We start from the raw sequence: 20,124 nt of genomic DNA on the forward strand, positions 1-20,124 counted from the left end.
TTTTCTTTTGTCTGTAAGCCTTTTTTGATATAATAGTTTTATGTTAGAATCAGAAAAACAATCACATTATCAAATGTTAAATGAAGAGCTCTCTTTTTTATTGGAAGGTGAAAGTAATGTTTTGGCTAATCTTTCCAACGCCAGCGCTCTTCTAAAATCACGCTTCCCTAATACCGTATTTGCAGGCTTTTATCTGTTCGATGGAAAGGAATTGATTTTAGGTCCTTTCCAAGGAGGTGTTTCCTGCATCCGTATTGCACTGGGAAAAGGTGTTTGTGGGGAGGCAGCTCATTTTCAGGAAACTGTTCTGGTTGGTAATGTAACAACTTATCCCAACTATATTTCTTGTGATAGTCGAGCTAAAAGTGAAATTGTTGTGCCGATGGTAAAGAATGGTCAATTACTTGGAGTTCTGGATTTGGATTCTTCAGAGATTGATGATTATGATGCTATGGATCGAGATTATTTGGAACAATTTGTCGCTATTTTGCTTGAAAAGACAGAATGGGACTTTACAATGTTTGAGGAGAAAGCTTAATGTATCAAGCACTTTATCGAAAATATAGAAGTCAAAATTTCTCCCAGTTGGTTGGTCAAGAAGTTGTTGCTAAGACTCTTAAACAAGCTGTAGAGCAAGAGAAAATAAGTCATGCCTATCTTTTTTCTGGTCCTCGTGGAACGGGAAAAACCAGTGTGGCTAAGATCTTTGCCAAGGCTATGAACTGTCCAAATCAAGTGGGTGGTGAACCATGTAATAACTGCTATATTTGTCAAGCAGTGACAGATGGTAGTTTAGAAGATGTCATTGAAATGGATGCGGCTTCTAATAATGGGGTGGATGAAATTCGCGAAATTCGTGATAAATCTACCTACGCTCCTAGTCTTGCTCGTTATAAGGTTTATATCATAGATGAGGTTCACATGCTGTCTACAGGAGCTTTTAATGCCCTCCTAAAGACGCTGGAAGAGCCAACACAGAATGTGGTCTTTATTTTGGCTACTACTGAATTGCACAAGATACCTGCGACTATTCTATCCCGTGTGCAACGTTTTGAATTTAAATCGATTAAGACACAGGATATTAAGGAACATATTTACTATATCTTAGACAAAGAAAATATCAGTTCTGAACCAGAGGCTGTGGAAATCATTGCTAGACGGGCTGAAGGTGGAATGCGAGACGCCTTGTCTATTTTGGATCAAGCCCTAAGTTTAACACAGGGAAATGAATTGACGACTGCCATTTCTGAAGAAATTACTGGCACTATTAGCCTATCAGCCTTGGATGATTATGTGGCTGCCTTGTCTCAACAGGATGTTACCAAGGCCTTGTATTGCTTAAATCTTCTCTTTGACAATGGTAAGAGCATGACTCGTTTTGTGACCGACCTTTTGCACTATTTAAGAGACTTGTTAATTGTCCAAACAGGTGGAGAAAATACTCATCATAGTCCAGTCTTTGTAGAAAATTTGGCACTTCCTCAAGAAAATCTGTTTGAAATGATTCGCTTGGCGACAGTCAGTTTAGCAGATATTAAGTCTAGTTTGCAGCCTAAGATTTATGCTGAGATGATGACTATCCGTTTGGCAGAGATTAAGCTTGAACCAGCTCTTTCTGGGGCAGTTGAACATGAAATTTCTGCATTGAGACAGGAAGTTGCCCGTCTCAAACAAGAACTCGCAAATGTGGGCACTGTACCAAAACCAACTAGTCCAGTACCTACCCGTCCAGCAGCGAGCAAGACCGTCTATCGTGTGGATCGCAATAAAGTTCAATCGATCCTACAAGAGGCTGTCGAAAATCCTGATTTAGCACGTCAAAATCTGATTCGTTTGCAGAATGCCTGGGGAGAGGTGATTGAAAGTCTAGGTGGGCCGGACAAGGCTCTGCTAGTTGGGTCTCAACCGGTTGCGGCCAATGAACACCATGCTATTCTTGCTTTTGAGTCTAACTTTAATGCTGGTCAAACCATGAAACGAGATAATCTCAACACTATGTTTGGCAACATTCTCAGTCAGGCAGCAGGTTTTTCACCTGAGATTTTAGCCATTTCCATGGAGGAATGGAAAGAAGTTCGCGCAGCCTTTTCAGTCAAAGCAAAATCTTCTCAAACTGAAAAAGAAGCAGAAGAAAGTCTGATTCCAGAAGGATTTGAATTTTTGGCTGATAAAGTGAAGGTAGAGGAAGACTAAAGAAAGATTTCATGATACAATAAGTTTATGAATAGACAACAATTTATTATCATCGCGCTGTTTACAGCTGCTGAGACCTATTTTTTCAATGAAGCTTGGATGACTGGTCGTTATATTATGGCAGCCTTTTGGGCCATTTTGCTTTTTAGAAATTTCCGAGTTAGTTACTTGATGGGCAAGATTGTAGACGTCATTGACCAGCATTTAAAAGGAAAAGACTAGTCCTCAGCTTCTAGACAAAATCAAAGCCTTTTAGGCTTTTTTTTGTTATACTATAAAAGTATATTTATTGACCTTTTACCGTATTTTCTAGGGAAATCAAGTATGTTTCCAGTAAGAACTGTAAAGGTCTTGAAAAAGAAAGGAACTATCATGTCAGTATTAGAGATCAAAGATCTTCACGTTGAGATTGAAGGAAAAGAAATTTTAAAAGGGGTTAACCTGACCCTGAAAACAGGAGAAATCGCTGCTATCATGGGACCAAATGGTACTGGTAAGTCGACTCTTTCTGCCGCTATCATGGGAAATCCAAACTATGAAGTTACCAAAGGTGAGGTCTTGTTTGATGGCGTAAACATCCTTGAGTTGGAAGTTGACGAGCGTGCGCGTATGGGACTTTTCCTTGCTATGCAATACCCATCAGAAATTCCTGGTATTACTAACGCTGAGTTTCTTCGTGCAGCTATGAATGCTGGTAAAGAAGATGATGAAAAGATTTCAGTTCGTGAGTTTATCACTAAATTGGATGAGAAGATGGAATTGCTCAACATGAAAGAAGAAATGGCTGAGCGTTACCTCAACGAAGGTTTCTCTGGTGGTGAGAAAAAACGTAATGAGATTCTTCAACTTTTGATGTTGGAACCAACTTTTGCCCTTTTGGATGAGATTGACTCTGGTCTTGATATTGATGCCCTTAAAGTTGTTTCTAAAGGTGTTAATGCCATGCGTGGTGAAGGCTTTGGTGCTATGATTATCACTCACTACCAACGTCTTTTGAACTACATCACACCTGATGTGGTACATGTGATGATGGAAGGTCGTGTTGTCCTTTCTGGTGGTCCAGAATTGGCTGCGCGTTTGGAGCGTGAAGGATACGCAAAACTAGCTGAAGAACTTGGCTACGACTACAAGGAAGAATTGTAATTCCCTCGTATCTTTTAGGAGAAGTAAATGACTAAAGAAAATATTAAACTTTTTTCAGAAATGCACGCTGAACCAAGCTGGTTGGCTGATCTCCGTCAAAAAGCTTTTGACAAGATTGAGACTTTGGAATTACCAGTTATTGAGCGTGTCAAATTCCACCGTTGGAATCTGGGTGATGGAACGATTACAGAAAGTGAGCCATCAGCAAATGTTCCAGATTTCACAGCTCTAGATAATCACTTGAAATTGGTGCAAGTAGGAACTCAAACTGTTTTTGAGCAAATTCCAGTTGAGTTGGCTGAACAGGGTGTCGTCTTTACAGACTTCCACTCAGCTTTAGAAGAAATTCCAGAGCTTATTGAGGAATTCTTCATGTCATCTGTTAAGTATGACGATGATAAGTTGGCAGCCTACCATACAGCCTATTTCAATAGTGGTGCCGTTCTCTACATTCCTGATAACGTGGAAATTGCTGAACCAATCGAAGGAATTTTCTATCAAGATAGCGATAGCGATGTGCCATTTAACAAGCATATTATGATTATTGCTGGTAAAAACTCTAAGATTAGTTATCTGGAACGTTTAGAGTCACGCGGTGAAGGAAGCGCCAAAGCAACTGCTAATATCACAGTAGAAGTAATTGCACGTTCTGGTGCGCAAGTCAAGTTTGCTGCTATCGACCGCCTAGGTGAAAACGTTACTGCCTACATTAGCCGTCGTGGTAAATTGGGCAACGATGCAAGTATTGACTGGGCAATCGGTGTCATGAACGAAGGAAACGTCGTTGCTGACTTTGATAGCGACTTGATTGGTAACGGTAGTCATGCTGACCTGAAAGTTGTAGCTCTTTCAAGTGGTCGTCAGGTTCAAGGGATTGATACCCGCGTAACTAACTATGGTTGCAACTCAATCGGAAATATCCTACAACATGGGGTTATTCTTGAAAAAGCAACTTTAACTTTCAACGGTATCGGTCACATTATCAAGGGTGCTAAGGGAGCGGATGCGCAACAAGAGAGTCGTGTTCTTATGCTTTCAGACCAAGCACGTTCAGATGCCAACCCAATTCTTTTGATTGATGAAAATGACGTAACTGCTGGTCACGCTGCTTCTATCGGACAAGTAGATCCAGAAGATATGTACTACCTCATGAGCCGTGGCTTGGATAAGGCAACTGCAGAACGCTTGGTTGTTCGTGGTTTCCTTGGATCTGTTATCGTTGAGATTCCAGTCAAAGAAGTTCGCGATGAAATGATTGCGACTATCGAAGAAAAATTGTCAAAACGCTAAGGGGTAGCCTATGTTAGATGTAGAAGCGATTCGCAAGGATTTTCCAATTTTAGACCAGATTGTTAACGATGAACCTCTGGTTTATCTGGATAATGCCGCGACGACACAAAAACCACTAGCAGTTCTGGAAACGATTAACCGCTATTATGAGCAGGACAATGCCAATGTTCATCGTGGGGTTCATACCTTGGCAGAAAGGGCGACAGCTTCTTATGAGGCGGCTCGTGAAACCATTCGTAAGTTTATCAATGCAGGCTCTACAAAGGAAGTTCTCTTTACAAGAGGAACGACAACCAGTCTTAATTGGATAGCACGTTACGCTGAGGAAGTATTGACTGAGGGAGACCAGGTCTTGATTTCCGTCATGGAACACCATTCCAATATCATTCCATGGCAGGAAGCCTGCCGTAAGACTGGGGCAGAGCTTGTCTATGTCTATCTCAAGAATGGAGCTCTGGATATGGATGATTTGCGAGCTAAATTGACTGATAAAGTTAAGTTTGTCTCCCTTGCTCACGCCTCAAATGTCCTGGGTGTGGTCAATCCAATCAAAGAAATTACTCAATTGGCCCACCAAGTTGGTGCCATTATGGTGGTGGATGGTGCTCAATCTACGCCTCATATGAAGATCGATGTACGGGACTTGGATGTGGACTTCTTTGCCTTTTCAGGTCACAAGATGGCGGGTCCAACTGGTATCGGTGTTCTTTACGGTAAAGAAAAGTATCTGGAACAAATGTCCCCAGTAGAATTTGGCGGCGAGATGATTGATTTCGTCTACGAGCAATCTGCTAGTTGGAAGGAATTGCCTTGGAAATTCGAGGCAGGAACTCCCAATATGGCAGGTGCAATTGGACTTGCTGCGGCAGTGGATTATCTGGAAAAGATTGGTATGGATGCCATTGAAGCCCATGAACAAGAATTGATTGCATACGTCTATCCAAAACTGCAGGCGATTGAAGGATTGACTATTTACGGTTCTCAGGACTTGGCTCAACGTTCAGGTGTCATTGCCTTTAACCTAGGTGAACTTCATCCGCACGACCTTGCGACTGCTTTGGATTATGAAGGAGTGGCTGTTCGAGCGGGTCACCACTGTGCCCAACCCTTGCTCCAGTATTTGGATGTTCCAGCAACAGCTCGTGCAAGTTTTTATATCTACAATACCAAGGCAGATTGCGACAAGCTAGTCGATGCCTTACAAAAGACAAAGGAGTTTTTCAATGGCACTTTCTAAACTAGATAGCCTTTATATGGCAGTGGTAGCGGACCATTCGAAAAATCCACATCACCAAGGGAAGTTAGAAGATGCTGAGCAAATCAGTCTCAACAATCCGACCTGTGGAGATGTTATCAATCTCTCCGTCAAGTTTGATGTAGATGACCGCTTGGAAGATATCGCTTTTCTAAACTCAGGTTGTACCATCTCGACTGCCTCTGCAAGCATGATGACAGATGCCGTTTTAGGAAAAACCAAACAAGAAATCTTAGAACTGGCGACTATTTTTTCTGAAATGGTGCAAGGGCAAAAAGATGACAGACAAGATAGTCTTGGCGATGCAGCTTTCTTGTCAGGTGTTGCCAAATTCCCTCAACGAATCAAGTGTGCAACCCTAGCTTGGAACGGCCTCAAGAAAACAATTGAAAATCAAGAAAACAAGTAAGGCAAGTTTCTTTTGTCTTATGAATCAGTAGAAATGAAGAATGAAAGAAAGGATATTATGGCTGAAGAAAGAGTAGAACCAAAACCAATTGACCTTGGTGAATATAAATTTGGTTTCCATGATGATGTAGAGCCTGTCCTATCGACAGGAAAAGGATTGAATGAAGATGTCATTCGTGAACTATCAGCTGCTAAGGGAGAACCTGAGTGGATGTTAGAATTCCGTTTGAAGTCTTATGAAACCTTCAAAAAAATGCCTATGCAAACTTGGGGAGCAGACTTGTCAGAGATTGATTTTGATGACTTGATCTACTACCAAAAACCATCTGATAAACCAGCTCGTTCATGGGATGAGGTTCCTGAAAAGATTAAAGAAACCTTTGAACGTATCGGGATTCCGGAAGCTGAGCGTGCTTATCTAGCTGGTGCCTCTGCTCAGTACGAGTCAGAAGTGGTTTACCACAATATGAAGGAAGAGTTCCAGAAATTGGGGATTATCTTTACAGATACGGATTCTGCCCTCAAGGAATACCCAGACTTGTTTAAACAATACTTTGCGAAGTTGGTACCGCCGACTGATAACAAGTTGGCTGCCCTCAACTCAGCAGTATGGTCAGGTGGAACCTTTATCTACGTACCAAAAGGGGTCAAGGTAGATATTCCTCTTCAAACTTACTTCCGTATCAACAACGAAAATACTGGTCAGTTTGAACGTACCTTGATTATCGTTGATGAAGGAGCAAGTGTCCATTATGTAGAAGGATGTACAGCACCAACTTATTCAAGTAACAGCTTACATGCTGCTATTGTAGAAATCTTTGCCTTGGACGGAGCTTACATGCGTTATACAACCATCCAAAACTGGTCTGATAACGTCTATAACTTGGTAACAAAACGTGCTAAAGCCTTGAAAGATGCGACTGTTGAGTGGATTGATGGAAACTTGGGTGCCAAAACAACTATGAAATACCCATCTGTTTACCTTGATGGAGAAGGGGCGCGTGGAACCATGCTTTCGATTGCCTTTGCTAATGCAGGGCAACACCAAGATACTGGTGCTAAGATGATCCATAATGCTCCACATACTAGCTCGTCTATTGTGTCTAAATCTATCGCTAAAGGAGGAGGGAAGGTTGACTACCGTGGACAAGTAACCTTTAATAAGAACTCTAAGAAATCTGTTTCTCACATTGAGTGTGACACCATTATCATGGATGACTTATCAGCATCAGATACTATTCCATTTAATGAAATTCACAACTCGCAAGTAGCTTTGGAACACGAAGCTAAGGTATCTAAGATTTCTGAAGAACAACTCTATTATCTCATGAGCCGTGGATTGTCAGAATCTGAGGCAACTGAGATGATTGTTATGGGATTTGTGGAGCCCTTCACAAAAGAACTTCCAATGGAATATGCAGTTGAGCTTAACCGCTTGATTAGCTATGAAATGGAAGGGTCAGTTGGATAAAATTTGATTTTAGATTTGCTAAAAATCAAGGACTTTGAAGATGAACTTGTAATAAAAAGAGACTGAGAAAAAATATTTTAAGAACAGAAAACGCATAATATCAGGCATTACAAAAAAACTTGATATTATGCGTTTTATTGTGGGAAGATTTATTGCATTCTCTCATGAAATGGAGTTTTTTCCTAAGCGCTTTTGATTTTTGATATATTTTTGTGAGGACGAAGTAAGACAATATATAAAATAGTCAGTTCAAGCCAGGGTATAGTTACTTAGTTTAAAATAAGCATCTTATAATAAATCTATGGTATATAGTACAGATTTTAAACAAGGAGTATTAGATTACATTAAAGAGGGACACAGCCATGTCGAGGCAGCTAAAGTTTTTGATGTTGGCGTCAAAACTCTCTTCACGTGGGAAAAGAAAGACGTGAACAAGGACACTTATAGCGGAAAAAGCGAGTCGTCAAAAAGCAGAAGATCCCTTTAGAGGAATTGAAAGCCTTTGTAGAGGCTCATCCAGACGCTTTTTTACGGGAAATTGCGGCACATTTTGATTGTGTTGTTCCTTCAGTATGGGCAGCTTTAAAGCAGATTAAGGACACTAGAAAGTCGCTGAGTTTCTTGATATTTTGGATAACCTAAAAGATTTACCAGTCGTATATATTGACGAAACGGGAATCGACCGCTACCTCTATCGTCCTTATGCACGGGCTCCTAGAGGGGAGAAAGTCTATGAAGAGATTAGCGGACGGCGTTTTGAGCGGACTTCAATTGTTGCAGGACAAGTAGACGGAGAGTTTATAGCTCCCATGATTTACAAGGAAAGTATGACGAGTGATTTCTTTGTGGAGTGGTTCAAAACGCGGCTCTTGCCTGCTTTGAAGACACCTCATGTCATTGTCATGGACAATGCTAGTTTTCATCCCAAGAACATCTTGGATAAACTGTGCATCCAAGATAGACACTTTTTCTTACCTCTACCACCTCATTCACCAGATTTGAATCCTATTGAGCAAGCTTGGGCTATCTTGAAAAAGAAAGTGACGGATTTATTAAGGGAAGTTTCAAATATTTTCAAATATTTAGAGCGCTTTTTTAAAACTAAATGACTATAATTATAAAATGCTTATTGATTTTGATTTAAAATGAGTCAAAAAGCCGTTGCACAACGGTTTTTTGTTATAATTAAATGAAGAATGTAGAATAAAAGGAGAGTAACATGACATTTGAAGAGATCCTGCCTGGATTAAAGGATAAGAAAAAATATGTACGAACTGGTTGGGGAGGTGCTGAAAACTATGTCCAACTTTTTGACACTATCGAGCAAAATGGGGTTGCACTTGAAGTGACACCTTATTTCCTAATCAACGTTTCTGGGGAGGGAGAAGGTTTTTCCATGTGGAGTCCGACACCTTGTGATGTTTTGGCGACGGATTGGGTAGAAGTGCATGACTAGACGTGTATTGATTACGGGAGTGAGTTCAGGAATCGGCCTAGCACAAGCTCGCCTCTTTTTAGAGAATGGCTTTCAAGTTTATGGAGTTGACCAAGGTGAAAATCCACTCTTAGAGGGTGATTTCCACTTTTTTCAGAGAGATTTGACCTTGGACTTGGAGCCTATTTTTGACTGGTGTCCTCAGGTAGATATTTTGTGCAATACTGCTGGAGTTTTGGATGATTACAAACCACTGTTGGAACAATCAGCGCAGGAAATTCAAGAGATTTTTGAAATCAACTACGTTACTCCAGTAGAGTTGACTCGCTATTATTTGACCAAAATGTTGGAGAATAAAAAAGGATCCATTATCAATATGTGTTCCATTGCTTCAAATCTAGCAGGAGGTGGTGGTCACGCCTATACTTCATCTAAGCATGCTTTGGCTGGCTTCACCAAGCAGCTAGCTTTAGACTATGCAGAAGCTGGGATTCAGGTCTTTGGGATTGCTCCAGGAGCAGTCAAGACAGCTATGACCGCTGCGGACTTTGAGCCAGGTGGTTTAGCGGACTGGGTGGCTAGTGAAACACCAATCAAGCGCTGGATTGATCCAGAGGAAGTAGCAGAGATTAGCCTTTTCTTAGCAAGTGGGAAAGCGAGTGCCATGCAAGGACAAATCCTTACAGTAGACGGTGGCTGGTCTTTGAAGTAGGAGTAGTTGGATGGAAATCAAAAGACACTTTGGAGTCTACGCTGTTTGCTTTGAAAATGGGAAGTTACTCTGCATTGAAAAAACGAGAGGCCCTTATCAAGATAGGTATGATCTACCTGGAGGCAGTCAGCAACTTGGTGAAGGACTGACGGAAACGCTGACTAGGAAAGTTTTGGAAGAGACAGGATTTACTGTTAGAAGCTATTCCAAAGAAAATGCATCGCCACTAGTCTTGAAGGTCAAAGCAGAATTATTAGGATTTCCAGAACTGGACAAGACTTCTTACATGAATTGGAAGGTGAATGATGAGAAACCAACTTGCCCTTAGTGGCGAAAAACTTGATGAAAAAGTTTACCCACAACTATTTCATCATGTTGGCATGATTCGTGGGGAATATTTGTTGAGAGAGCTTAATCAAAACATCATATTAGCAAGTTGTCAGCAATTTGTAAAAGATTTTCTAGAGAATATCTGCTCCCTGTACTCAGATGAAGAAGTTTGGTATCGTTTTTCTGAATTAACGAATACAGAAGCTAATTGTCTAAAGGGGACTAAAGAGTATTTTGATGAAAATCATCCCTTGTTTGGCTATAGAGGAACTAGGCGTTTGTTGGCGTGTCCGGATGAATTTCAGGCTGAAGCACATGTCGTTACAGAAGTTTATCAAAACAATCCCAATCTGTCTCTTATCTTTCCTTTTGTCAATGATGCTGAGCAGTTAAAGCAAGCTATTAGAGTATTGCGTCAGCAGGGTTTTACTGGGAAAGTTGGCACGATGATTGAATTACCGTCAGCTTATTTTGATTTGGACAGAATAATGGAAACGGGCATTTCAAAGATTGTAGTTGGAATGAATGATTTGGCTTCCTTTGTTTTTGCGACTGTGAGAAACAGTCAATGGCATGATATGGAAAGTCTAATAATGTTAGATATGTTGAGACAGATGCAGGATAAAGCAAGGAAGAACAAGATTGATTTTGCTGTAGCAGGCTATCTGAATCCTTCTTTCATACAAAAAATGAATCAGATGGGTATCGAATGCATTCTCCATTACAGCTCTATTCCGGAGATTTTTGATTTGGAAATTGACCATCCAGACCACCTCAAACGTGTAAAAGAAGAAAGTAAAAAATTACAAAGGAGATACCTATGACACCGCAAGAAATGTGGAATGCCTACAAGAAAATCAATCCTTCGATTGGATATGAAATCGATGCTTGGGCTTTTGGAGTGGAAGCCGATCTCTTGGCAGATTTGGTTTTAAAAGGAGAAAAGACGGCAACAGCTTCAGCCTACGACCTCTATGCACTAGAAGATGACCCCCTTCCGCAAGAAGGGACCTTCGATGTCATTTTAGATAGCCAAGATCAAGCTGTCTGCATTGTTGAAATTACAAAGGTTTCTGTTGAACCCTTCAATCAAGTTTCTGCTCAACATGCCTTTAAGGAAGGTTAGGGAGACAAATCTTTAGCCTATTGGCGTCAGGTTCATGAAGACTTTTTTACGGAGTGTATGAGGGAAGCAGGAATGACTTTTACACCTGACAGCAAAGTTGTTTTAGAAGAATTTCGCAAGGTCTACCCCCTGTAGACTGCTAGACGGAAGAAAGTTTTGGAAATCGCCGTCCAATCCTTTTTTCTTAGGCAAAACATGTTATAATAAGTTTGTTTGAAGAAGAGATCTAGCTCTTAAACTTAGAATAGGAGAAAACTATGCAAGCAGTTGAACATTTTATTAAGCAATTTGTTCCTGAACATTATGATTTATTTTTAGACTTGAGTCGTGAGACCAAGACGTTTTCTGGTAAGGTGACCATCACTGGTCAAGCACAGAGTGACCGTATTTCCCTCCACCAAAAAGACCTGGAAATCGCTTCTGTAGAAGTTGCAGGGGAAGCTCGCCCATTCACAGTTGATCATGACAATGAAGCTATTCATATTGAATTAGCTGAGGCTGGTCAAGTTGAAGTGGTTATCGCTTTCACAGGAAAAATTACAGACAACATGACAGGGATTTACCCTTCTTATTACACAGTTGATGGAGTCAAGAAGGAAGTCTTGTCTACTCAGTTCGAGAGTCATTTTGCGCGCGAAGCCTTCCCATGTGTGGATGAACCAGAAGCTAAAGCAACTTTTGACCTCTCTCTACGTTTTGACCAAGCAGAAGATGAATTGGCCTTGTCTAACATGCCAGAAATCGATGTTGAAAAACGTAAGGAAACAGGTATCTGGAAGTTTGAGACAACACCTCGCATGTCTTCTTACTTGTTAGCCTTTGTAGCAGGTGATTTGCAAGGTGTGACGGCTAAAACTAAAAACGGTACCCTCGTAGGTGTTTATTCAACCAAAGCCCACCCACTATCTAACCTTGATTTCTCACTGGATATCGCTGTTCGCTCTATCGAGTTTTACGAAGATTACTATGGAGTTAAGTACCCAATCCCTCAATCTCTCCACATCGCCCTTCCTGACTTCTCAGCTGGTGCTATGGAAAACTGGGGTCTTGTAACCTACCGTGAAGTTTACTTGGTTGTGGATGAGAACTCAACATTTGCTAGCCGTCAACAAGTTGCCCTAGTTGTGGCCCATGAGTTGGCTCACCAATGGTTTGGGAACCTCGTTACTATGAAATGGTGGGATGACCTTTGGCTCAATGAAAGCTTCGCTAACATGATGGAGTACGTCTGTGTGGATGCCATTGAGCCAAGCTGGAATATCTTTGAAGACTTCCAAACAGGTGGAGTACCTCACGCTCTTGAACGTGACGCGACTGATGGTGTTCAGTCTGTCCACGTCGAAGTTAAACATCCAGATGAAATCAATACGCTCTTTGACGGAGCTATCGTCTATGCCAAAGGAAGTCGCCTCATGCACATGCTTCGTCGTTGGCTAGGTGATGCCGATTTTGCTAAAGGTTTGCATGCCTACTTTGAAAAACATCAATACAGCAATACAATTGGTCGTGACCTTTGGGATGCTCTTGGTCAAGCGTCTGGACGTGATGTTGCAGCCTTCATGGATTCTTGGTTGGAACAACCTGGTTATCCAGTTCTCACTGTCAAAGTTGAAAATGATGTCTTGAAGATTTCACAAAAACAATTCTTTATCGGTGAGCACGAAGATAAGAACCGTCTCTGGGTTGTGCCACTCAATAGCAACTGGAAAGGCTTGCCTGATACACTTGAAACTGAAAGCATCGAAATTCCAGGCTACGCAGCCCTTCTTGCTGAAAATGAAGGAGCTCTTCGTTTCAATACTGAAAATACAGCCCATTACATTACCGATTATCAAGGAGACTTGTTAGATGCTGTTCTTGCTGACCTAGTTGATCTTGATAACACAAGCAAATTGCAAATCGTCCAAGAACGTCGTTTGCTTGCTGAGGCAGGGCACATTTCTTATGCTGACTTGCTCCCAGTTCTTGATAAACTTGCTAAGGAAGAATCTTACCTTGTCGTTTCAGCTGTTTCTGAAGTCATTTCTGCCCTTGAGCGCTTTATCGATGAAGGAACAGAAGCTGAAAGAGCCTTCAAAGCCTTGGTTGCTAAATTGGCTCGTCACAACTATAACCGTCTTGGTTTTGAAGCTAAAGACGGAGAATCAGATGAGGATGAGTTGGTTCGTCAGCTGGCTGTTTCGATGATGATTCGCTCAAATGATGCAGAAGCTAGTCAAGTCGCTAGCCAAATCTTCGAAGCTCACAAGGATCAGCTTGCAGGCCTTCCAGCAGCCATCCGCTCACAAGTTCTCATCAATGAGATGAAACATCATGAGACCAAAGACTTGTTAGCACTTTATCTTGATACTTATACGCACGCAACAGATGCTGTCTTTAAACGTCAGTTGGCAGCCGCTCTTGCCTATAGTAAAGATGCGGACAATATCCAAACCTTGATTGCTTCTTGGAAGGACAAATTTGTGGTGAAACCGCAGGACTTGTCTGCTTGGTATTACCAATTCCTAGCTCACCAAGCAACTCAGGAAACAGCTTGGTCTTGGGCTCGTGAAAACTGGGCTTGGATTAAGGCAGCCCTTGGAGGAGATATGAGCTTTGATAGCTTTGTTATCCTTCCAGCTCATGTATTTAAGACTCAGCAACGCTTGGCAGAGTACAAGGAATTCTTTGAACCGCAACTTTCTGACCTTGCTCTTAGCCGTAACATCGGTATGGGAGTCAAGGAAATTGCAGCGCGTGTTGACTTGATTAACCGTGAAAAAGCTGCAGTGGAAGCAGTTGTTCTTCAATACGGAACTGAATAATTAAGACTAAATAAAAGAAAACTCAGCTATCTCATATAAAATGCAGGGAGTTGAGTTTTTTTTAAGGCAAATTTGGTATAATGGTTTTAATAAGGAGGAGTTTCTCATGATAAAAATCTTATTGGTTGAGGATGACCTAGGCCTGTCAAATTCAGTATTTGACTTTTTAGACGATTTTGCGGATGTCATGCAGGTATTTGATGGGGAAGAAGGTCTCTACGAAGCTGAAAGTGGCGTCTATGATTTGATTTTGCTCGATTTGATGTTACCTGAAAAAAATGGCTTCCAAGTCTTGAAAGAGTTGCGTGAAAAGGGAATTACGACACCAGTTCTGATTATGACAGCCAAGGAAAGTTTGGATGATAAGGGACATGGTTTTGAACTAGGAGCAGATGATTATCTAACCAAACCTTTCTACCTAGAAGAACTCAAAATGCGGATTCAAGCCCTTCTCAAACGTTCAGGTAAGTTTAATGAAAACACCTTGACCTATGGAAATATTGTAGTTAATTTGTCAACAAATACCGTTAAAGTTGAAGATACTCCTGTCGAATTGCTGGGGAAAGAGTTCGATTTACTAGTTTATTTCCTTCAAAATCAAAATGTTATTTTGCCGAAGACTCAGATTTTTGATCGTCTATGGGGATTTGATAGTGATACCACGATTTCGGTTGTCGAAGTCTATGTTTCAAAAGTCCGTAAGAAATTAAAAGGAACCACTTTTGCAGAGAATTTGCAAACCTTACGCAGTGTTGGGTATATTTTAAAAGATGTTCAGTAAACTAAAAAAAACATGGTATGCGGATGATTTTAGTTACTTTATCCGCAACTTCGGTGTCTTCACTCTGATTTTCTCCACTATGACCTTGATTATTTTACAGGTTATGCATTCAAGTCTCTATACTTCGGTGGATGATAAGCTTCATGGACTAAGTGAAAATCCTCAGACAGTTATTCAGCTTGCTGTAAATAGGGCAACAGAAGAGATTAAAGATTTAGAGAATGCCGCTACAGATACTAGCAAGACTGAGATAAAGCCCAATGTCAGTTCCAATACGGAGGTCATTCTTTTTGATAAGAATTTTACCCAGCTTCTTTCTGGAAACCGATTTTTGGGATTGGATAAGATTAAGTTAGAGAAAAAAGAACTAGGCCATATCTACCAGATTCAGGTTTTTAATAGCTATGGACAAGAAGAAATCTATCGCATGATTTTGATGGAAACCAATATCAGTTCGGTTTCAACCAATATCAAGTATGCAGCTGTCTTGATTAATACAAGTCAGTTGGAGCAGGCCAGTCAAAAGCATGAGCAATTGATTGTGATTGTGATGGCAAGTTTCTGGATTTTGTCTTTACTTGCCAGTCTCTATCTAGCTAGAGTCAGTGTTAGGCCCCTGCTTGAGAGCATGCAGAAGCAGCAGTCTTTTGTGGAAAATGCTAGTCATGAGTTACGGACTCCACTTGCAGTTTTGCAAAATCGCTTAGAGACCCTTTTTCGTAAGCCGGAAGCTACCATTATGGATGTGAGTGAAAGCATTGCCTCTAGTTTGGAAGAAGTCCGAAATATGCGTTTTTTGACAACAAACTTGTTGAATTTAGCACGTAGAGATGATGGGATTAAGCCAGAACTTGGAGAAGTTCCAACTAGCTTTTTTAATACAACTTTCACAAACTATGAGATGATTGCTTCGGAAAATGACCGTGTCTTTCGTTTTGAAAATCGGATTCATCGAACGATTGTCACAGATCAGCTTCTTTTGAAGCAGTTGATGACTATCCTATTTGATAATGCTGTCAAGTATACTGAAGAGGACGGTGAAATTGATTTTCTTATCTCGGCGACTGATCGCAATCTGTATTTACTGGTTTCTGATAATGGAGTCGGTATTTCAGCAGAAGATAAGAAGAAAATTTTTGACCGTTTTTATCGAGTGGATAAGGCTAGAACCCGCCAAAAAGGTGGTTTTGGTTTAGGATTATCTCTGGCCAAGCAAATTGTAGATGCGCTTAAAGGAACCATTACTGTTAAAGATAATAAACCCAAGGGAACAATCTTTGAAGTGAAGATTGCTATCCACACACCATCGAAAAAGAAAAAATAAAAATATCGCTCCAGACGGGGCGATATTTTGGATTACGTGACTTTCAGTCCGTTTCGCTAAGTCAGGTGTGATACAGGCAAACCACCCGTTTTAGGGGTGGTCATGATTAAAATAACATAAAAATCTTGACAGATGAACTTAAAAAATGTAAACTATTTACTGGTTAATTAATTGGTTAAATAACCAATTTAGAAAACTATTTAATCAAGTAAAGGAAGTTAAGAAAAAGCTTCATCATTTATTGAAATGAGGGATTTATGAAATTCAGTAAAAAGTATATAGCAGCTGGATCAGCTGTTATCGTATCCTTGAGTCTTTGTGCCTATGCACTGAACCAGCATCGCTCGCAGGAAAATAAGGACGATAATCGTGTCTCTTATGTGGATGGCAGCCAGTCAAGTCAGAAAACTGAAAACCTGACACCAGATCAGGTTAGCCAGAAAGAAGGAATTCAGGCTGAGCAAATTGTCATCAAAATTACAGATCAGGGCTATGTGACGTCACACGGTGATCACTATCATTACTATAACGGGAAAGTTCCTTATGATGCCCTCTTTAGTGAAGAACTCTTGATGAAGGATCCAAACTACAAACTTAAGGATGGAGATATTGTCAATGAGGTTAAGGGTGGCTACATTATCAAGGTCAATGGAAAATATTATGTCTACCTGAAAGATGTAACTCATGCTGATAATGTTCGAACTAAGGATGAAATCAATCGTCAAAAACAAGAACACGTCAAAGATAATGAGAAGGTCAGCTCTGATGTTGCTGTAGCAAGATCTCAGGGACGCTATACGACAGATGATGGTTATGTCTTTAATCCAGCTGATATTATCGAAGATACGGGTGATGCTTATATCGTTCCTCATGGAGGTCACTATCACTATATTCCAAAAAGTGATTTATCTGCCAGTGAGTTAGCAGCAGCGAAAGCTCATCTAGCGGGCAAAAATACGCAACCGAGTCAGTTAAGCTATTCTTCAACAGCTAGTGACAATACTACGCAAGCAATAGAGCAAGGATCAACTAGCACGTCAGAAAGTAAGACTGAAAATCTCCAAAGTCTTTTGAAAGAACTCTATGATTCACCTAGCGACCAACGTTACAGTGAATCAGATGGTCTGGTCTTTGACCCTGCTAAGATTATCAGTCGTACACCAAATGGAGTTGCGATTCCGCACGGCGACCATTACCATTTTATTCCTTACAGCAAGCTCTCTCCTTTAGAAGAAAAGATTGCTAGAATGGTGCCTATCGGTGGAACTGGTTATACGTTCTCTACAAATGAAAAACATCATGAAGTAGCGTCTAGTCTAGGAAGTCTTCCAAGTAATCCATCTATATTGAATAATGCTTCTTCAACGTTAAATAAGGAAATTTCTTCAACATCTGATGGTTATATCTTTAATCCAAAAGATATCGTTGAAGAAACAGCCACAGCTTATATTGTAAGACATGGTGATCATTTCCATTACATTCCTAAGTCGAATCAAATTGGACAACCGACTATTCCAAACAATGGTCTAGCAAAACCTTCTCCATCTCTTCCAATCAATCCAGGAATTTCACATGAGGAACATGAAGAAGATGGACACGGCTTTGATGCTAATCGTATTATTGCGGAAGATGAAGCAGGATTTATCATGAGTCACGGCGACCACAATCATTACTTCTTCAAGAAGGACTTGACTGCTGATCAAATCAAGGCAGCGCAAGACCACTTGAAAGGGGCAAATACAGCAACACCAAATCCAGCTCATGATGACGATCACGATGAAGATCATCATGGACACCATCATGGGGAAGACCATGATCACGGTTTTGATGCCAATCGTGTCATCAGTGAGGATGAACAAGGCTTTGTCATGTCACACGGAGATCACAATCATTTCTTCTTTAAGAAAGATTTGACAGCAGAGCAAATTAAGGCCGCACAGGATCATCTGAAAACACATCATGGTGTAGAACCTGTAAAACCTCTTGCTAAAACAGTAGAGTCTTTCTCAAGAGATGCTAGTGATGAAGAAAAGATTGCTTATATCTCTAAAACTTATGGCGTTCCACTTGAAGCGATTAGAATTTCAAACGGATTCTTTGTTTTTGGAAATCCAGACCAAGCCTACGATCCAACTCATATCCATCCCTATGCTGTTCGTAAAGAACACGTTCGACTTCCACTCCAAACTGGAAATCCAGAACTTGATTTCCTAAATGAACTCTATACCACTGCTTTGCGAGATGGTGTGTCTCCTTATAGTTTACAGGTAGAAAATGGTAGTTTTGTGATTCCTCATGGCGATCACAATCACTACATCAAGGTTCAAACTAAGGGCTATGAAGTAGCTTTGAAAAACAAGATTCCAGCCCTACAATCCAATTATCAACCTGGAGCTTTTGATGAGAAGGTGGTTTTGGCAAAAGTAGACCAACTTCTAGCTGAAAGCAGAAACATCTACAAAGACAAGCCTATCGAACAAAGGCAGATTGAGTTAGCCTTAGGTCAGTTTACTGAAAACATGAAGAAACTGGCAACTAACTCTACAGCAGGTTATCTTGCAACACTGGATCTCTTTGATAAGCAATATATCCATATTGATGAAAGTGTCAAGCCTACTGAAACAAGTGCTTTAGATAAGAAATATCAAGCCTTGATTGATAAAATCAATACACTGGATACAGACTCTTATGGACTTCCTAAGAAAGACCTTCTCGTTCGACTCCAGGAAGCTAAGTTGGCTAAAGATGAGGCTGGTTTAGCAGCGGTTGAATCACAACTTCAAGCCTTGCAAGACTTTAATGATCGAACAGGCGTTACAACTGTAGAATACATCAAGTACTTCTACGAACACGTAAATGACGGTCGTTTGAGTGATGAACTTCGAAACAAAGTAGCTCAGTTGACTTGGACTTTGTATCAATCTCAATCCTTCCTTAAGGCAGCAGAATTGAACAAACTATTCCCAAGTATCTATCAGGCAAAACAAGAAGTGGAAGAAGCTTTGAAAGCTCAGCCAACTACTGCGAAATCAAGTCAGACAGTTCTAGATACTGAAAAAGTTGATAATCAAAGTGCCAAGACAGCTATTTATGGCTTCTTGAAAGAATTGTATGGAGACTTTATGCCTGAAGAGCATGTGAATCATGTCAGCAAGGAACAAGTAGAAAATCTCTTGAGCAAGGCAACTCAACTCTTAGAGCAAATCCAAGAAGAAGGAATCAGACAATCCTTAGCAGAAGAAGTAGAAAATCTCAAAGTTGCTACAAACAAGGCTGATGCAGACTTGGATGAAGTAAACAGTCAGGTAAAAGATGTCTTGACTCGTATCGCTAGCGCTCTTCAACAAGAAAAGGAAAATGCTGATCAAGATCCTCAGACACTTGTACTCTATCAAAAACTTTACGATATCCTCATGTCACTTCACGCTTACTTAGAAAACAATAAGGGTTCTGATGAGGACTTTGATAAGGTAGATGCTTTACTAGATCAACTTTCTGCTAAGAGTAAAGATAAGGCTGCTTTACTTGAATTGACAAAAGCTATTCTGATCTTGAATCAAGAAATCAAGTCAAAATCAAGCGCAAGTGAAGAAACAACTCCAGCAACAAATGCCGAGGCAAATGGTGATAAGACAAGTGCTGAGAACCAACCAAACGCAGCTGCAGAATCTAACAGTGAAACTGCCAGCGACGAAAACAAACCGAGCAACTCAACAGATTCTAAAACTGCTGAATCAACTTCAGAAAAGGAAACAGCAGAATCTACAACAAGTACTGGAAATTAAGAAAAACCAGTAGAATAAAAAAGTTGGTAGATAAAAAGTTTGTGGTCGTAGATCTAGGAGATTTTCT

Annotated in this window: 15 protein-coding genes and 3 pseudogenes; all 18 read left to right on the plus strand. The window is 40.6% G+C overall.

The window, feature by feature from the left end; all coding sequences use genetic code 11:
- The first annotated feature begins 40 nt into the window (after positions 1-40).
- Entirely contained in the window at positions 41-538 is a 498-nt protein-coding gene (locus QS39_RS06600) for a GAF domain-containing protein (RefSeq protein ID WP_077805001.1), read from the plus strand.
- Entirely contained in the window at positions 538-2,193 is a 1,656-nt protein-coding gene (dnaX, locus tag QS39_RS06605; protein WP_077805002.1) for a DNA polymerase III subunit gamma/tau, read from the plus strand. Before QS39_RS06600 ends, dnaX begins: the two co-directional genes overlap by 1 nt.
- 27 nt (positions 2,194-2,220) lie before the next feature.
- Complete coding sequence (locus QS39_RS06610; RefSeq protein ID WP_001081602.1) at positions 2,221-2,415, plus strand: DUF3272 domain-containing protein; 195 nt, start codon at positions 2,221-2,223, stop codon at positions 2,413-2,415.
- A 150-nt stretch (positions 2,416-2,565) separates the two neighbouring features.
- Positions 2,566-3,336, plus strand: coding sequence for a Fe-S cluster assembly ATPase SufC (sufC, locus tag QS39_RS06615; RefSeq protein WP_000114489.1), 771 nt, complete (start codon positions 2,566-2,568; stop codon positions 3,334-3,336).
- 27 nt (positions 3,337-3,363) lie between these two features.
- Positions 3,364-4,626: a Fe-S cluster assembly protein SufD gene (gene sufD / locus QS39_RS06620; protein WP_077805003.1), complete on the plus strand. Its 1,263-nt coding sequence runs from the start codon at positions 3,364-3,366 to the stop codon at positions 4,624-4,626.
- A 10-nt stretch (positions 4,627-4,636) separates the two neighbouring features.
- Entirely contained in the window at positions 4,637-5,863 is a 1,227-nt protein-coding gene (locus tag QS39_RS06625; protein ID WP_077805004.1) for a cysteine desulfurase, read from the plus strand.
- On the plus strand, positions 5,850-6,290 hold the full coding sequence (sufU, locus tag QS39_RS06630) for a Fe-S cluster assembly sulfur transfer protein SufU (protein ID WP_077805005.1): 441 nt from the start codon (positions 5,850-5,852) through the stop codon (positions 6,288-6,290). The genes QS39_RS06625 and sufU overlap by 14 nt, the downstream gene beginning before the upstream one ends.
- Before the next feature lie 57 nt (positions 6,291-6,347).
- Positions 6,348-7,760 carry a Fe-S cluster assembly protein SufB gene (sufB, locus tag QS39_RS06635; RefSeq protein WP_000797053.1) on the plus strand — a complete coding sequence of 471 codons (1,413 nt, stop codon included), beginning with the start codon at positions 6,348-6,350 and terminating at the stop codon, positions 7,758-7,760.
- 301 nt (positions 7,761-8,061) lie between these two features.
- Positions 8,062-8,869: pseudogene (locus QS39_RS11170) on the plus strand (IS630 family transposase).
- 110 nt (positions 8,870-8,979) lie between these two features.
- Positions 8,980-9,216 (plus strand): DUF2829 domain-containing protein, encoded by a 237-nt coding sequence (locus QS39_RS06655; protein ID WP_000141924.1) that lies wholly within the window; start codon positions 8,980-8,982, stop codon positions 9,214-9,216.
- Positions 9,209-9,907, plus strand: a complete 699-nt coding sequence (locus QS39_RS06660; RefSeq protein WP_077805006.1) for a 3-oxoacyl-ACP reductase — start codon at positions 9,209-9,211, stop codon at positions 9,905-9,907. The genes QS39_RS06655 and QS39_RS06660 overlap by 8 nt, the downstream gene beginning before the upstream one ends.
- Positions 9,908-9,917: 10 nt before the next feature.
- Positions 9,918-10,235 (plus strand): NUDIX domain-containing protein, encoded by a 318-nt coding sequence (locus QS39_RS06665; RefSeq protein ID WP_077805007.1) that lies wholly within the window; start codon positions 9,918-9,920, stop codon positions 10,233-10,235.
- Positions 10,213-11,116: pseudogene (locus tag QS39_RS06670) on the plus strand (putative PEP-binding protein). The gene QS39_RS06665 and the pseudogene QS39_RS06670 overlap by 23 nt, the downstream one beginning before the upstream one ends.
- Positions 11,058-11,498, plus strand: a pseudogene (locus QS39_RS06675) (ASCH domain-containing protein). The pseudogenes QS39_RS06670 and QS39_RS06675 overlap by 59 nt, the downstream one beginning before the upstream one ends.
- Positions 11,499-11,620: 122 nt before the next feature.
- Positions 11,621-14,167 (plus strand): M1 family metallopeptidase, encoded by a 2,547-nt coding sequence (locus tag QS39_RS06685; RefSeq protein WP_077805010.1) that lies wholly within the window; start codon positions 11,621-11,623, stop codon positions 14,165-14,167.
- A 106-nt stretch (positions 14,168-14,273) separates the two neighbouring features.
- On the plus strand, positions 14,274-14,948 hold the full coding sequence (ciaR, locus tag QS39_RS06690) for a two-component system response regulator CiaR (protein ID WP_000590639.1): 675 nt from the start codon (positions 14,274-14,276) through the stop codon (positions 14,946-14,948).
- On the plus strand, positions 14,938-16,272 hold the full coding sequence (gene ciaH, locus QS39_RS06695; protein ID WP_077805011.1) for a two-component system sensor histidine kinase CiaH: 1,335 nt from the start codon (positions 14,938-14,940) through the stop codon (positions 16,270-16,272). The genes ciaR and ciaH overlap by 11 nt, the downstream gene beginning before the upstream one ends.
- 257 nt (positions 16,273-16,529) lie before the next feature.
- Positions 16,530-20,057 carry a pneumococcal-type histidine triad protein gene (locus QS39_RS06700; RefSeq protein ID WP_077805012.1) on the plus strand — a complete coding sequence of 1,176 codons (3,528 nt, stop codon included), beginning with the start codon at positions 16,530-16,532 and terminating at the stop codon, positions 20,055-20,057.
- Positions 20,058-20,124: the final 67 nt, after the last annotated feature.

The sequence above is a fragment of the Streptococcus mitis genome (genome assembly GCF_002005545.1).
Taxonomy (GTDB): Bacteria; Bacillota; Bacilli; order Lactobacillales; family Streptococcaceae; genus Streptococcus; species Streptococcus mitis_I.